This window comes from Streptomyces sp. NPDC059832, assembly GCF_042731715.1.
In the GTDB taxonomy this organism is placed as follows: Bacteria; Actinomycetota; Actinomycetes; order Streptomycetales; family Streptomycetaceae; genus Streptomyces.
Genome location: NZ_JBHWIY010000003.1, coordinates 153375 through 167784 on the forward strand (window position 1 = coordinate 153375; position 14410 = coordinate 167784).

Annotated in this window: 15 protein-coding genes; 10 read left to right on the forward strand and 5 right to left on the reverse strand. The window is 70.0% G+C overall.

The window, feature by feature from the left end:
- Positions 1 to 26: 26 nt before the first annotated feature.
- The 4 genes from sdhA (at position 27) to ACFV8T_RS05875 (ending at position 3704) form a co-directional block, all read left to right on the forward strand.
- A complete protein-coding gene (gene sdhA / locus ACFV8T_RS05860; protein ID WP_266415232.1) occupies positions 27 to 1781 on the forward strand; it encodes a succinate dehydrogenase flavoprotein subunit in 1755 nt (584 codons plus the stop codon).
- Positions 1781 to 2539, forward strand: coding sequence for a succinate dehydrogenase iron-sulfur subunit (locus ACFV8T_RS05865; protein WP_385325052.1), 759 nt, complete (start codon positions 1781 to 1783; stop codon positions 2537 to 2539). Before sdhA ends, ACFV8T_RS05865 begins: the two co-directional genes overlap by 1 nt.
- A gap of 178 nt (positions 2540 to 2717) precedes the next feature.
- Positions 2718 to 3317: a hypothetical protein gene (locus tag ACFV8T_RS05870; protein ID WP_385325055.1), complete on the forward strand. Its 600-nt coding sequence runs from the start codon at positions 2718 to 2720 to the stop codon at positions 3315 to 3317.
- A 123-nt stretch (positions 3318 to 3440) separates the two neighbouring features.
- Positions 3441 to 3704 carry a hypothetical protein gene (locus ACFV8T_RS05875; RefSeq protein ID WP_385325057.1) on the forward strand — a complete coding sequence of 88 codons (264 nt, stop codon included), beginning with the start codon at positions 3441 to 3443 and terminating at the stop codon, positions 3702 to 3704.
- Positions 3705 to 3715: 11 nt separating this feature from the next.
- Here ACFV8T_RS05875 and ACFV8T_RS05880 read toward each other — a convergent pair whose 3' ends face one another.
- Positions 3716 to 4225: a MarR family winged helix-turn-helix transcriptional regulator gene (locus ACFV8T_RS05880; protein ID WP_385325059.1), complete on the reverse strand. Its 510-nt coding sequence runs from the start codon at positions 4223 to 4225 to the stop codon at positions 3716 to 3718.
- Between the two features lie 88 nt (positions 4226 to 4313).
- On the opposite strand from ACFV8T_RS05880, the gene ACFV8T_RS05885 reads away from it, so the two are divergent.
- From ACFV8T_RS05885 to ACFV8T_RS05900, 4 genes are all read left to right on the forward strand, one after another.
- Positions 4314 to 5540, forward strand: a complete 1227-nt coding sequence (locus ACFV8T_RS05885; protein WP_385325062.1) for an MFS transporter — start codon at positions 4314 to 4316, stop codon at positions 5538 to 5540.
- A 67-nt stretch (positions 5541 to 5607) separates the two neighbouring features.
- A complete protein-coding gene (locus tag ACFV8T_RS05890; protein WP_266415238.1) occupies positions 5608 to 6039 on the forward strand; it encodes a hypothetical protein in 432 nt (143 codons plus the stop codon).
- Positions 6040 to 6044: 5 nt separating this feature from the next.
- The gene (locus ACFV8T_RS05895; protein WP_385325064.1) at positions 6045 to 6479 is read left to right on the forward strand and encodes a thiol-disulfide oxidoreductase DCC family protein; all 435 of its coding nucleotides are present in this window, start codon (positions 6045 to 6047) and stop codon (positions 6477 to 6479) included.
- Between the two features lie 23 nt (positions 6480 to 6502).
- Entirely contained in the window at positions 6503 to 7237 is a 735-nt protein-coding gene (locus ACFV8T_RS05900; protein WP_385325067.1) for a TetR family transcriptional regulator, read from the forward strand.
- An 82-nt stretch (positions 7238 to 7319) separates the two neighbouring features.
- Here ACFV8T_RS05900 and ACFV8T_RS05905 read toward each other — a convergent pair whose 3' ends face one another.
- The 3 genes from ACFV8T_RS05905 to ACFV8T_RS05915 all read right to left on the reverse strand — a co-directional run bounded on the left by ACFV8T_RS05905 (position 7320) and on the right by ACFV8T_RS05915 (position 10661).
- Positions 7320 to 8876 (reverse strand): ABC transporter substrate-binding protein, encoded by a 1557-nt coding sequence (locus ACFV8T_RS05905; protein WP_385325069.1) that lies wholly within the window; start codon positions 8874 to 8876, stop codon positions 7320 to 7322.
- A 188-nt stretch (positions 8877 to 9064) separates the two neighbouring features.
- Positions 9065 to 10363, reverse strand: a complete 1299-nt coding sequence (locus tag ACFV8T_RS05910; protein WP_385325548.1) for a metallophosphoesterase — start codon at positions 10361 to 10363, stop codon at positions 9065 to 9067.
- A gap of 52 nt (positions 10364 to 10415) precedes the next feature.
- Positions 10416 to 10661 carry an SCO4848 family membrane protein gene (locus ACFV8T_RS05915; RefSeq protein ID WP_093549020.1) on the reverse strand — a complete coding sequence of 82 codons (246 nt, stop codon included), beginning with the start codon at positions 10659 to 10661 and terminating at the stop codon, positions 10416 to 10418.
- 121 nt (positions 10662 to 10782) lie between these two features.
- On the opposite strand from ACFV8T_RS05915, the gene ACFV8T_RS05920 reads away from it, so the two are divergent.
- Complete coding sequence (locus ACFV8T_RS05920; protein WP_385325072.1) at positions 10783 to 12030, forward strand: D-alanyl-D-alanine carboxypeptidase family protein; 1248 nt, start codon at positions 10783 to 10785, stop codon at positions 12028 to 12030.
- On the opposite strand, the gene ACFV8T_RS05925 is transcribed toward ACFV8T_RS05920, so the two are convergent.
- Positions 11978 to 12907, reverse strand: coding sequence for a YihY/virulence factor BrkB family protein (locus ACFV8T_RS05925; RefSeq protein WP_385325074.1), 930 nt, complete (start codon positions 12905 to 12907; stop codon positions 11978 to 11980). The genes ACFV8T_RS05920 and ACFV8T_RS05925 overlap by 53 nt on opposite strands.
- 142 nt (positions 12908 to 13049) lie before the next feature.
- On the opposite strand from ACFV8T_RS05925, the gene ACFV8T_RS05930 reads away from it, so the two are divergent.
- On the forward strand, positions 13050 to 14399 hold the full coding sequence (locus ACFV8T_RS05930; RefSeq protein ID WP_385325077.1) for an FAD-binding protein: 1350 nt from the start codon (positions 13050 to 13052) through the stop codon (positions 14397 to 14399).
- Positions 14400 to 14410: the final 11 nt, after the last annotated feature.

The following is a 14410-nucleotide window of genomic DNA, read 5'->3' on the forward strand; positions in this document are numbered from 1 at the left end:
CCGGGACAGAGGGACCAGAGGAAATCATGCAGATCCACAAGTACGACACCGTCATCGTCGGCGCCGGCGGCGCCGGCATGCGCGCGGCCATCGAGTCCACGAAGCGCAGCCGTACCGCCGTGCTCACGAAGCTGTACCCGACCCGCTCCCACACGGGCGCCGCGCAGGGCGGCATGGCCGCCGCGCTCGCCAACGTGGAGGAGGACAACTGGGAGTGGCACACCTTCGACACCATCAAGGGCGGCGACTACCTGGTCGACCAGGACGCCGCCGAGATCCTGGCGAAGGAGGCCATCGACGCCGTCCTCGACCTGGAGAAGATGGGCCTGCCGTTCAACCGCACGCCCGAGGGCCGCATCGACCAGCGCCGCTTCGGTGGTCACACCCGTAGCCACGGCGAGGCCCCGGTCCGCCGGTCCTGCTACGCCTCGGACCGCACCGGCCACATGATCCTCCAGACGCTGTACCAGAACTGCGTCAAGGAGGGTGTGGAGTTCTTCAACGAGTTCTACGTCCTGGACCTGCTGCTCCAGGACGTCGACGGGGTCAAGAAGTCCGCCGGCGTCGTCGCGTACGAGCTGGCGACCGGTGAGATCCACGTCTTCCAGGCGAAGTCGATCATCTTCGCGTCCGGCGGCACCGGCAAGTTCTTCAAGGTGACGTCCAACGCGCACACCCTGACCGGTGACGGCCAGGCCGCCGCCTGGCGCCGGGGCCTGCCGCTGGAGGACATGGAGTTCTTCCAGTTCCACCCGACGGGCATCTGGCGCATGGGCATCCTGCTGACGGAGGGCGCCCGCGGTGAGGGCGGCATCCTCCGCAACAAGGACGGCGAGCGCTTCATGGAGAAGTACGCGCCGGTCATGAAGGACCTCGCGTCCCGTGACGTCGTGTCCCGCTCCATCTACACGGAGATCCGTGAGGGCCGCGGCTGCGGTCCCGAGGGCGACCACGTCTACCTCGACCTCACTCACCTGCCGCCGGAGCAGCTGGACGCCAAGCTCCCGGACATCACCGAGTTCGCGCGTACGTACCTCGGCATCGAGCCGTACACGGACCCGATCCCGATCCAGCCGACCGCGCACTACGCCATGGGCGGCATCCCGACCAACGTCGAGGGCGAGGTGCTGGCCGACAACACCACCGTCGTCCCGGGCCTGTACGCCGCCGGCGAGGTCGCGTGCGTCTCCGTGCACGGCGCCAACCGGCTGGGCACCAACTCGCTGCTCGACATCAACGTCTTCGGACGCCGCTCGGGCATCGGCGCCGCCGAGTACGCCGTGAAGAACGACTTCGTCGAGCTTCCCGAGAACCCGGCGCAGATGGTCGAGGAGCAGATCGAGCGGCTGCGCAACTCGACGGGCACCGAGCGGGTCTCGGTGATCCGCACGGAGCTCCAGGAGTGCATGGACGCCAACGTGATGGTGTTCCGCACCGAGCAGACCATCAAGACGGCCGTCGACAAGATCGCCGAGCTGCGCAAGCGCTACCTCGACGTGTCCATCCAGGACAAGGGCAAGCGGTTCAACACGGACCTCCTGGAGGCCGTCGAGCTGGGCAACCTGCTCGACCTGGCCGAGGTCATGGCGACCTCCGCGCTGGCCCGCAAGGAGTCCCGCGGCGGTCACTACCGCGAGGACTACCCGAACCGCGACGACGTCAACTTCATGCGCCACACCATGGCGTACCGCGAGGTCTCGGCCGACGGCACCGAGTCGATCCGGCTCGACTACAAGCCGGTCGTCCAGACCCGCTACCAGCCGATGGAGCGTAAGTACTGATGGCAACCCCGACTCTGGACAAGGTCGAGGCGGAGTCCGCCGCCTCCCCGTACATCACGGTCACCCTCCGGATCCGCCGCTTCAACCCCGAGGTCTCCGACGAGGTCCAGTGGCAGGACTTCCAGATCTCGATCGACCCGAAGGAGCGTGTGCTCGACGCCCTTCACAAGATCAAGTGGGAGATGGACGGCACCCTGACCTTCCGCCGCTCCTGCGCGCACGGCATCTGCGGCTCCGACGCGATGCGGATCAACGGCAAGAACAGGCTCGCCTGCAAGACGCTGATCAAGGACATCAACCCGGAGAAGCCGATCACGGTCGAGGCCATAAAGGGCCTCACGGTCCTCAAGGACCTCGTGGTCGACATGGACCCGTTCTTCCAGGCGTACCGCGACGTCATGCCCTTCCTCATCACCAAGGGGAACGAGCCGACCCGTGAGCGCCTGCAGTCCGCCGAGGACCGCGAGCGCTTCGACGACACCACCAAGTGCATCCTCTGCGCCGCGTGCACGTCCTCGTGCCCGGTGTTCTGGAACGACGGCCAGTACTTCGGCCCGGCGGCGATCGTCAACGCGCACCGCTTCATCTTCGACTCGCGCGACGAGGGCGGCGAGCAGCGCCTGGAGATCCTCAACGACCGTGACGGGGTGTGGCGTTGCCGCACCACCTTCAACTGCACGGACGCCTGCCCCCGTGGCATCGAGGTCACCAAGGCGATCCAGGAGGTCAAGCGGGCGCTGATCACGCGCCGCTTCTGACCCCCACCGGCACAACAGCCGCATCGAGGCCCCGTTCTCCGCAGGAACACTGCGGGGAGCGGGGCCTCTTGCTGCGCCGTCCGGGTCTTGGCGGTACGGTCGTGCGGAACCGGGCACCGGTTCGCCGCCGGCGCAGCAGGGCCCGGGGCGCACAGGCTTGATTTGAGAGCGGGGAACGTTGAGCGATCCGAATCCGTACGCGGACGACTCATACAAGTGGGGGCCGGCTCCCCAGCAGCCGGGCAATCCGCCCACCGTCGCGGACGGCCAGGGGCACCCCGGTCCGGCCACCCCCGCGTACGGCTACCCGCAGCCGCTGCCCGAGTCCGCGGCCCAGCCCGGCCCCGGCTACGGCTACCCGCAGGGCGTCGCGGCCCAGCCGACCATGCCCGGTCACGGCTTCCCGCAGCAGCCGGGCGCCCCGATGGGCGCCGGTATGCCGGTCCTGGCGTTCGGTGACATCGCGGTCATGCAGGACCAGATCGTGACTCCGGCCGGTCCGATGCCGCTCAAGGGCGCGGTGTGGACGGCCACCGACCTGACGCGCACCGAGGAGAAGATCCCGACGGTGGGGATCGTGCTCGCGATCGTCTTCGCGCTGTTCTGTCTGGTCGGTCTGCTGTTCCTCCTGATGAAGGAGAAGCGGACCACCGGCTTCGTCCAGGTCTCGGTGACCAGCGGCGGGCGGCACCACTCGACGATGATCCCGGCGGTCGGCCCCGACACCTTCCCCATGGTGATGGCCCAGCTCAACACGGCCCGTGCGATGAGCATCTGACGGCCTTCACCGCTGGCCCGCCTCCGCCACACCGTCACCGTCGTCGCGCCGGACCGTGAACTGGTCGACGCGTACGCCTCGTCGGTCCGGGATCTCGCCGAGTCCACCCGGGGCCGGGAGACCGTGCTGCCGGACGGGCGGGCCGTCCCCGGCCTCGCCCCGGTGAAGGGCCGTCATCTGCGGCCGGGCGCCGCGTTCGCGCTGCTGCCGGCGGGCGTTCCGCTGCGCCGCGGCTTCCGGCCCTCGGTGGAGGAGGCGGCCCGGCGGTGGAACGAGACGCTCGGCCGCATCCTCGCGAAGGACCTGGACGAGCCGCGGGCGGAGCCGGCCGACTCCCTCGTCACCGACCCCGGTGAGGCGACCGGCGCGGCCGACGGGACGCGCTGAGCGCTCCCGGCTCAGTCCCAGGCGGCGCCGCCCCGGTCCTCGGCGACCACCATGACGCGCCGCAGCATGTCGTTGAGCAGCGTGCGCTCGTCCTTGTCGAGGACACCGAGCAGCCGGTACTCCTCGTTGCCGAGGACGTCCATCGCGCCCAGCCAGGTCGAGCGGCCCTCGTCGGTGAGTTCCACGTCGACCCGTCGGCGGTCGGTGGTGGAGGGCGTGCGGCGGACGAAGCCGCGCCGCTCCAGCGCGTCCAGCCGGCCGGTGACGGAGGCGGGCGCGAGGTCGAGGTCGGCGGCGAGCTCGGAAGGGGCCGCCTTCCCGCCGCGTCCGGCCAGCTTGTGGAGCGTGTCGAACTCCTGGCGGTCCAGGTCGAAATCGACCAGGGACTGTTCGCGTACCCGGCGCAGATGGACGGAGAGCTTCTTCATGCGGGTCACCGCGCCCTCGACATCGGGATCGAGGCCGGGAAGCACGGGCTTCCAGCGCTCCACATGTCCGTCGGTCCAGTCGCGTCGCTCCATGGGGAGAGCCTACGCCCGGCCTCCAACTACTCTTCGGAACCAGATATTTCGTTGACGAATAGTTCGGTATCGAAATAAGTTCTCGCATATGCCTCATCCCTTGCGCACACGCGCCTTCCGCCTGCTCTTCGTCGGGCGCACTCTCTCGCTCCTCGGTGACGCCGTCATCCCCACCGCCCTCTCCCTGGCCGTCTATCTGGCCACCGGCTCGACCGGGGCGCTCGCTCTGGTCCTCGGCTGCGCGATGGTCCCCAAGCTGCTCCTGCTGCCGCTGGGCGGCGTCGTGGGCGACCGCTTCAACGCCCGTACGGTCGCGCTCACCACGGATCTCGTACGGTGCGCGACCCAGCTCTTCGTCGGCGCCGAGCTGCTCGGCGGCGACCCCGCGCTCTGGCAGATCGCTCTCGCCGAGGCGATCGGCGGCGCCGCCGGGGCGTTCGCGATGCCGACCGTCTCGCCGCTGATCCGCGGCACCGTGGCGGAGTCCGGGCTGCTGCGCGCCAACTCGCTGATGGCGGTCGTCGGCAGCACCACCCGGCTCGGCGGACCGGCCCTCGCCGGTGCGCTGGTCCTCACCGCGGGTCCGGGCTGGGCCTTCGTGCTGGACGGCGCCAGTTTCGCGGTGAGCGCCGCACTGCTGTCCGCCATCGAGGTACGGCACGTACCCATCCCCCGGCGTTCACTGTTCAGCGACCTCAAGGAGGGCTGGGGCGAGGTCCGCGGCCGTGACTGGTACTGGACGAGCCTGATCGCGCACGCCGCCTGGAACGGCGCGGCGGCCGTCCTGATGACGGTCGGCCCGGCGCTCTTCGTCCGGGAGCTGGGCGGCAAGGGTGTCTGGGTCGCCCTCCTCCAGACCGGCGCGGTCGGCCTGCTCCTCGGCTCCCTGCTGGCCGGCCGGGCCCGCCCCCGCCGTCCGGTCCTGGTCGCCAACCTGGGTCTTGCCACGTACGCCCTGCCGCTCGGCCTGCTGGCCGCCCACGCACCCGTCGCGCTCACCATCGCCGCGTACGGCGTCGCCCAGGCCGGCCTCGGTTTCCTCGGCCCGGTCTGGGAGACCTCGGTCCAGTCCGCCGTACCGGCACACGCCCTGGCCCGGGTGACCTCGTACGACTGGCTGCTCTCCCTCGGCGCGATGCCGCTCGGCTACGCCCTGGCCCCGCTCGCGGCCTCGGCCTGGGGCGCCGAAGTGCCCCTGACCGTGGCCGCGGTGGCGGTCGGCGCGGCCTGCCTGGGGACGGCCGCGGTGCCGGGCGTACGGCGCTTCGGGGCGCCGGGCAGGCAGGCGGAGCACGTCGCCGCGACCCCGGCTTGAACATGTTCAAAAGCAGGTCTACAGTCCATGACAACAGCTTTTGAACGCGTTCAAAGGAGGGTGGGGCATGGACCTCACTGTTGTCGCGTATGTCATCTACCTGCTGATCAGCGTGGCACTGACCGTCTGGGTCGCGCGCACGCTCAGCCGCAACGGCAAGGTGTTCCTCGCCGATGTGCTGCACGGGAACGAGAAACTCGCCGATGCCGTCAACCATCTGCTGGTGGTCGGCTTCTACCTGGTCAACCTGGGCTTCGTCACCCTCTACCTGAGGAACTCCGACGGCGTCACCGACGCCCGCGGGCTCTTCGAGGCACTGTCGGTGAAGCTCGGCGTCGTCCTGCTCGTCCTCGGTGTGATGCACCTCGGCAATGTCTATGTGCTCAACAAGATCCGCCGCCGCGGTCTGATGGAGCGTGAGCAGACCCCGCCCGTGGCTCCGCAGGGCTGGACGGGGCCGGGCAACGGCCCGTGGGCGGCGCCCGCCCCGAGGGCCTGAGCGCCATGGCGGACGGACCGGGCGGGCGGCGGCTCTCCGTCGAGCGCCTCACGGTGCTGTACGACGCACGGTGCTCGCTCTGCCTCCATCTGCGGCAGTGGCTGATGAAGCAGCGTCAGCTCGTCCCGCTCGACCTCGTCCCGGCGGCCTCCGAGGAGGCGCGCCGCCGCTTCCCCGGGCTCGACCACGCCGGGACGCTGGACGAGATCACGGTGATCGGCGACCGGGGGCAGATCTACCGCGGGACCTCCGCGTGGATCGTCTGCCTCTGGGCGCTGGCCGAGCACCGGCCCAGGGCACACTGGCTGACCACCCCGGCGGGCCGCCCGTTCGCCCGAGCCACCGTGCTCGCCGCCGCCAAGTACCGGTCCCTGACCGCTCCGCCGTGCGGCAAGGGGGTCGGGGACGGCGCCTGTACGGTCCCCGGATCCGAGGGCTGACCGGGCCGGATACCCTCGGGGCTGTGGCGAAGGAAGCGAAGGACGTGAAGGAAGTCAAGGCTCCCAAGAGCGAGCAGACCCGCACACTCATCCTCGAAACGGCGCTCCGGCTCTTCCAGGAACGCGGCTACGACAAGACGACGATGCGGGCCATCGCCCAGGAGGCGGGCGTCTCCGTGGGGAACGCCTACTACTACTTCACGAACAAGGAGCACCTCGTCCAGGGTTTCTACGACCGGCTCGCCGCCGAGCACGCGGCGGCCGTGCAACCTGTCCTGGACGGCGACCGGGACCTCGCGGTGCGCATGCGCGGGGTCCTGCTCACCTGGCTGGACGTGGCGGAGCCGTACCACCGCTTCGCCGCCCAGTTCTTCAAGAACGCCGCCGACCCGGAGAGCCCGCTCAGCCCGTTCTCGGCGGAGTCGGTCGCGGCCCGCGAGGCGGCGATCTCCATCCACCGGCGGTGCCTGGCCGGTTCGGACACCAAGACCGACCCCGAACTGGCTGAGCTGCTGCCGCAGTTGATGTGGCTGATGCAGATGGGCCTGGTGCTGTACTGGGTGTACGACCGGACGGAGCACACCGCACGCAGCCGCCGCCTGGTCGAGCGCTCCGCCCCGATCGGCGCCCGCGCCATCGCGCTCTCCCGGTTCCGGGTGCTGCGTCCGCTGGTGCGGCAGATCCACGACGTGCTGGAGGAGTTCCTCCCCGGCACCGCGAAGCCCGGGGGCCGGGCCCGGTCCGGCGCATCGGACTAGGAACGCGGCGGGGCGGCCGCCCGGCAGCGCCGGTACGACCGCCCCGTGTCCGGTCCGGCAGACCGTCAGGACCTAAGGACCGTCAGATCCGCTTCAGTTCCCAGAGCCGCCAGAGGCCGGTGCCGTCCGAGAGGTACTGCGAGCCGGAGACGTCCGTCGTGCTGACGACGTAGTCCTTCTTCTGCCACAGCGGGACCAGCGGCACGTCCTCGCCCACCTGTGCCTGGAGCTCCTTGAAGTCGGCCGCGGTGCGCCCGCGGTCGCTGTACTGCAGCGTGGAGCCGATCAGGCTGTCCACCTTCTTGTTGGAGTAGCCGTTGTGGAGGCTGTTGTCGCGGCCGACCAGCGGCTGGCTGAAGGTGTCGGAGTCCGGGTAGTCGGGGAGCCAGCCGACCGTGTACGCGTCGTACTTGCCGGCCGCGTACTCCTTCTGGAACTTCATCCAGTCGACGGCGTGGACCGTGACCTTGAACAGCCCGTCGGCCTCCAGCTGGCGGCGGAGCTCCGCGGTCTCCTTGGCGTACGTCTCGTCGCCGCCGCGGTAGCCGAAGCTGATGTTCAGCGGAGTCTGCACGCCGGCGTCCTTCATCAGCTTCTTGGCGCGCTCCGGGTCGGGCGAGGGGTAGGCGTCGAAGAACGGTGTGCTGTGCCCGATGTAGCCCTGCGGGATCAGCGAGTAGAGCGGCTCGACCGTGCCCTTGTAGATACCGCTCACCAGCGGCCCGCGGTCGATGATCGAGGCGATGGCCTGCCGGACCCTCTTGTCGGCCAGCGGAGAGCTCGGCCGGACGTTGAAGACGAGGTTGCGGATCTCGGCGCTGTCCGCCTCGGTGACGCGCAGGTCGGGGTCGCCGGGGTTCAGCTCGGCGAGCGTGGCCGGCGGCAGTTCGCGGTGCGTGACGTCGAGCTGCTTGGCTTTCCAGGCGGCCTGGAGTTCGTCCGACTTCTTGTAGTAGTGAACGGTGACCGGGACACCGGTCTTGCTCAGCGCACCCTTGTAGAGGGGGTTGGGGACCAGCTCGGCGATCTCGCCCGCCCGGTACGACTTCAGCAGGTACGGGCCCGAGCCGTCGACGGTGTTCCCCTTGCGGAGCTTGTTCGGCGGGTACGACTCGCGGTCGACGATCGAACCGGCTCCGGTGGCGAGCTTCTGCGGGAAGGTCGCGTCGCGCGAGGAGAGGTTGAACGTGATGGTGCGGCCGTCGGCCACCACGTTCTTGAGGCTCGGGAACAGGATCCACGGACCGACGTCCGTCTTGATCCTGATCATGCGCTCGATGGAGTACTTGACGTCCTCGGCCGTGATCTTCCGGCCGTTGGAGAAGGTCAGGTCGTCGCGCAGCTTGCACTGGTACGTCTGGAGCTTCTGGCCGATGAACCCGCAGCTCTCGGCGGCGTCGGGTTCGGGGACGATCGCCCCGGACTTGAACGTCATGAGGGACTGGTAGAGGTTGCTGTAGATCGCCCAGGAACCCGCGTCGTACGCACCCGCGGGGTCGAGCGAGGTGACCACATCGGTCGTGCCGACCGCGACCGGGTCGTTCTTCACCTCGTCCGAAGGAAGCAACTGCCAGGCGACGACGCCTGCGATGACCAAAACCGCGAAAATCGCGAGAACCCGTAGCCGGATCGACCGCATTGCCGTGCTCTCCCTTACCAGCCCCACCTCGGCGTTGTGCGTCAGATCCGCACATCACCGCATGCTCACGATCAGCCAATCACACGAATTTCACATCTGGAAGAGCAAAACTGTGACTCATAGCCTTTTGTTCGACAGTTGAAACCTTGGGTGCATCTGGACGTCCGGAACCTGTCGTCGACGGAGAGTCACGCCCGGAGGGAAGCGAGTTCCACGACGGTGATGTCGGACGGCGCGCCGACCCGTACGGGCGGGCCCCAGGCGCCCGCGCCCCGCGATACGTACAGCTGGGTGTCGCCGTACCGGTCGAGCCCGGCGCCCGTGGGATTGGCCAGATCCGCGATGTAGTTGCCCGGCCAGAGCTGGCCGCCGTGGGTGTGACCGGAGAGCTGGAGGTCCACGCCGTGGGCGACGGCGTCATGGATGACGACGGGCTGATGGGCCAGGAGGACGGCGGCGCGGGTACGGTCCCGGTCGCCGAGCGCGCGGTCGAAGTCGGGGCCCTGCCCCTCGCTCTCCCCGGCGATGTCATTGACGCCCGCAAGATCGAATCCGCCGATCTCGACCCGGGCGTTCTCCAGCGGGTGGAGGCCCAATTCCCTCACCTGGTCGACCCATTGGGCGGCGCCGGAGTAGTACTCGTGATTACCGGTGACGAAGAAATTCCCCTGCCGGGAACTCAGCCGGGCGAGCGGCTCCGCGGCCGGCCCGAGGTCGGCGACGGTTCCGTCGACGAGATCCCCGACGACGGCGACCAGATCCGGCTGGGTCCGGTTGATCGTGTCGACGATCCGCCGGGTGTGGGCACGGCCGAGGATCGGACCGAGGTGGATGTCGCTGACGACGGCGATCCGGAAGCCGTGCGCGGAGCGCGGCAGTTTGGCGAGCGGGACGGTGATCCGCTTGACCCGCGGCCCGCGCAGCACCCCGTAGGTGCCGTAGCCGACCGTGCCGAGCCCCGCGACGGCCGCGGCACCGCCGACGGCGCGGGCGACGAACAGGCGCCGTGTGGGGGCGTCGGGGCGGTGCGGGGCGGGGGCGTCGGCGACGAGGGTGGCCGGGGCAGCGGCACCGGGAACCGGTGGAGCGGAAGCCTCGGCACCCGAGGGGAGATTCGAGTGATTTGCACCGTTTGGGCGATTTACTGGGGATGCGTCGTCCGCTGACGCCACGTCCGCGCCCTTCGCCCGGCCCGCGAGCACCCGGCGCAGAACCGGCCGTGCCACCTCCCCCACCAGCAGCGCCAGCGTCAGGTACAGCACGGCGGCCAGCCACAGATAGCCCGGCCAGGCCAGCACCCGCTGGAGCCAGAAGGGCGCACCGGTGCGGCCGGAGACCAGCGCGCCGATGCTCAGCAGGGGCAGGACGAACGCGGCCACCGTGCCGGCCGTGCGCAGGACACCGCCCTCGGCCGTCGTGTCACCGACGAGGCGGCGCCAGAGATAGCGGTGCACGCCGGCGAGCAGCGCGAGCACCACGATCACCATCACCGCGAGACCGGCCACTGCCACTTGTTCTCCCCGCCCGCCGTACGGCCTGTTATGCGCGTTCGCGGCGCAGGGCCCTGACGCCACGGAACCCGATCACACCGACAGCCGTCCCCAGGAGAAAGGACGTGATGGCGAGCAGCAGATGCACCCAGAAGTACGCAGTCGGGTCACCCGCGTCGTCGAAGGCGAGTCCGCTGCCGTCCTTCCACAGGTTCTTGACGAAAGTGATCCAGATGAACCAGCTCCACACCCCGAAGGCGAGCAGGAACCAGGAGACGGGGCGGCTGAGCTTCATGGACTCAGTATCGCCGCCGCTCTCCGGCAAAGCCGCCCGGGGTGGGCTGTCCCGGCGGAACACCCGGCGGGTCAAGCCGTCCGCACCCATTCCCATATCTTCCCCATGTACGTTTCCGACCGTGCCTGCTCTCAAAAAGACCGCACTGACGGTCATCTCTGCCGCTTTGTTGTCCACTTTTGTCGTCAGCCCGGCATCGGCGGTCGACAAGGACACCTCCGACGACCAGCCGAAGCCACCTGCGGACATGTCCCAGGTCGGCGGCGAACTGCTGGGCCGGACCGGCACGCAGGTCAAGCTGGGACCGGACGCCCCGGTGCTGCCGAAGGACCTCACGGGCAGGTCCTGGATCGTCGCGGACGCGGAGAGCGGCCAGGTCCTCGCCTCGCACAACCCGCACTGGCGGCTGCCTCCCGCCTCCACCCTGAAGATGCTCTTCGCGGACACCGTGATGCCCGCGCTGCAGCCGAAGACCCAGAAGTACACGGTCAAGGACGAGGATCTCGCCGATCTCGGCGAGGGCAGCAGCCTGGTCGGCGTCAAGGAGAAGCTCACCTACACGGTCCACGACCTGTGGCTCGGGGTGTTCCTGCGGTCGGGCAACGACGCGGTGCATGTGCTGTCCTCGATGTACGGCGGCGTCCCCAAGACCGTCGACGCCATGCAGGCGCACGCCGAGGAGTTGCAGGCCCTCGACACGAAGGTGGTGTCGCCCGACGGGTACGACGCGCCCGACCAGGTCTCCAGCGCGTACGACCTGACGCTGTTCGCCCGCAGCGGGCTGCAGAAGGCGGACTTCCGGGAGTACTGCTCGACGGCCGAGGCGCAGTTCCCCGGCGCGGAGAAGAACGGGAAGCGCGAGAGCTTCGGCATCCAGAACACCAACAAGCTGCTCACCGGCGCGGGTGGCGTCGAGCCGTACAAGGGCATCGCGGGCGTCAAGAACGGCTACACCACGCACGCCGGCAACACCTTCACCGGTGTCGCCGAACGCAATGGCAAGGTGCTGCTCGTCACCGTCATGAACCCGTCGTCCGAAAAGCCCCACGCCGTCTACGACGAAGCCGCCGACCTCCTCGACTGGGGCTTCGACGCGAGCGGCAAGGTGACCCCGGTCGGCGAACTGGTGCCCCCGAAGTCCGCCGCCACCGGCACCGGGAAGGGTCCCGCGGCCGAACAGGGCAAGGGCGAGGGCCGGAACGGCCCCGCGCAGACCGCGAAGGCCGCCGCGGCCGAGAGCGGCGGCGGAGGCGCCGGGATCGCGCTGGGCATCGCCGGAGGCGTCCTGGTGCTGCTGGCCGGCGGGGTGTTCCTGGTCAACCGGCGCTGGCCGCTGCCGGACCTGATGCGCCGCCTTCCTCGCCGCTGACGGCTTCGGACGCCTTCCCGGTGTCCTCGCTGTTCTGCGTCGCCGTCCAGGCGGCGCAGAACAGCAGCAGCTTCGCCGAGAAGTTGATCCACAGCAGCAGCGCGACCGGCACCCCGAAGGCGCCGTACATGCTCTTCGACGCCACGCTCTCCATATAGCTGCCGAGCAGCAGCTTGAGCAGTTCGAAACAGACCGCGCCGATCACCCCGGCGACCAGCAGCCTGCGCCGCGGGGGCTCGACCCCGGGCAGCAGGGTCAGCAGATAGAGCAGCAGCAGGAAGCCGGCGAGCGCCCCCACGACCATGGCGGCCACCCGCAGCACCACACCGCCCGCCCCCCGGTCCGAGATGCCCAGCAGATCGGCGGCCCAGCCGACGGCGACGGAGCCGACCGACGACACGGCGAACGTGGCGAGCGCCGCCCCGCCGAGGCCGAACAGCAGCCCCACGTCCTTGAGTTTGCGCAGGACCGGATTGCCCAGATCCACATCGTCCAGGCCCCAGACCGCACGCAGGCAGTCCCGCATCGAGCCGATCCAGCCGATACCGGTGAAGAGCAGCAGCGCACCGGCCACCAGTCCGACCGTCCCCGCGTGGGTCACCAGGTTGTCGATGCCGAGCTGGTCGGAGATGCCGGGCACCTGCTCGGCGAGCTTGTCCTCGATCTTGTGGAGCTGCCCGGTGGAGAGCAGCGCGGCACCGATCGCCGCACCGACCGCGATCAGCGGGAAGAGCGCCAGAAAACTGATGAAGGTGATCGCGGCGGCCAGCCTGGCCCAGTGGACCCGCTCCAGCGTCTCGTAGGAGCGCCAGGCGTGCGTCGTCATCAGCCGGGAGACGATCGGCCCGATGACGGGGAGGTTTTTCAGCCAGTCCATGACGTACGACTACCCTCCCGGTCGCGGATAACCGGCACCGGGCCCCGCTGCCGTACGGACTGACGCCTCCTCAATCACCCATTTCGGTGAGTGTTGTAACAAATACCTCGAAAGGGTTTTCTCGGGCGATACGGTCACCGTCATGTCTGTCGACACCGTGTCCCTGACCGGCTGGGGCCGCACCGCCCCGACGGCCGCCCTGCGTTTCCGCCCCCGTTCGTACGAGGAGGCGGCGGCGACGGTACGCGGCTGCGGACCGCGCGGCTCCATCGCCCGGGGCCTCGGCCGGGCCCATGGCGACGCGGCCCAGAACGCGGGCGGCTCCGTCCTCGACATGACCGCGCTGAACCGGATCCGCACCGTCGACGCCGGGGCCGGACTCGTGGTCTGCGACGCCGGGGTCAGCCTGCACCGGCTGATGGAAGTCCTGCTGCCGCTCGGCTGGTTCGTCCCCGTCACGCCCACGACCCGTTACGTCACCGTGGGCGGCGCGATCGGCGCCGACATCCACGGCCACAACCAGCACCGCTCCGGCTCCTTCTCCCGGCACGTCCAGGAGCTGGAGCTGCTGACCGCCGAGGGCGAGATCCGTACGGTCCGGCCCGGCACCGGTCTCTTCGAAGCGACCGCGGGCGGCCTGGGGCTGACGGGGGTGATCCTCTCGGCCACGCTCCGGTGCCACCGCGTCACCAGCTCGTGGATGTCGGTCGACACCGAACGCGCCGTCGATCTGGACGACCTGCTGGAGCGGCTCTGTGCCGGGGACCACCGCTACCGCTACTCGGCCGCCTGGATCGATCTCCGCGCCCGCGGCCGGGCGACAGGGCGCTCCGTGCTCACCCGGGGGGAGCACGTACCCCGATACGCGCTCCCGGCGCACGCCCGGCGCACACCGCTCGCGTTCCGCCCGGGGCCGCTGCCGGCCGCCCCCGTCCTCGTACCCGAAGCACTGCTCGGCGGCGCCCCGGCCGCCCTCTTCAACGAGCTCCGGTACCGCGGCGCGCCCCGGTACCGGATCGGCGAACTCCAGAGGCTGGCCGCGTTCTTCCACCCCCTGGACGGCCTGCCGCAGTGGAACCGGGTCCACGGGCGGGCCGGATCCGTGCGGTACCAGTTCGTCGTCGGACCCGGTCAGGAGGAGGTGCTGCGCCGGATCGTGCGCCGGATCTCCCAGCGGCGCTGCCCGACGTCGAACGCCGTGCTCAAGCGGTTCGGCGCCGGCGACCCGGGCTGGCTGTCGTTCCCGATGCGCGGCTGGACGCTCGCCCTCGACCTGCCCGCCGCCCTGCCCGGCCTGGCCCGGTTTCTGGACTCGCTGGACGAGGAGGTGGCGGCGGCCGGCGGCCGGGTCTGCCTGGCGAAGGACTCCCGGCTCCGGCCGGAGCTGCTGGCCGCGATGTACCCGAGGCTGGCCGACTTCCGGTCGCTGCGCGCCGAGCTCGACCCGGGCGGGGCCTTCCGCTCCGACCTGTCGCGCCGGCTGTCGCTCTGACCGCCGCCGCA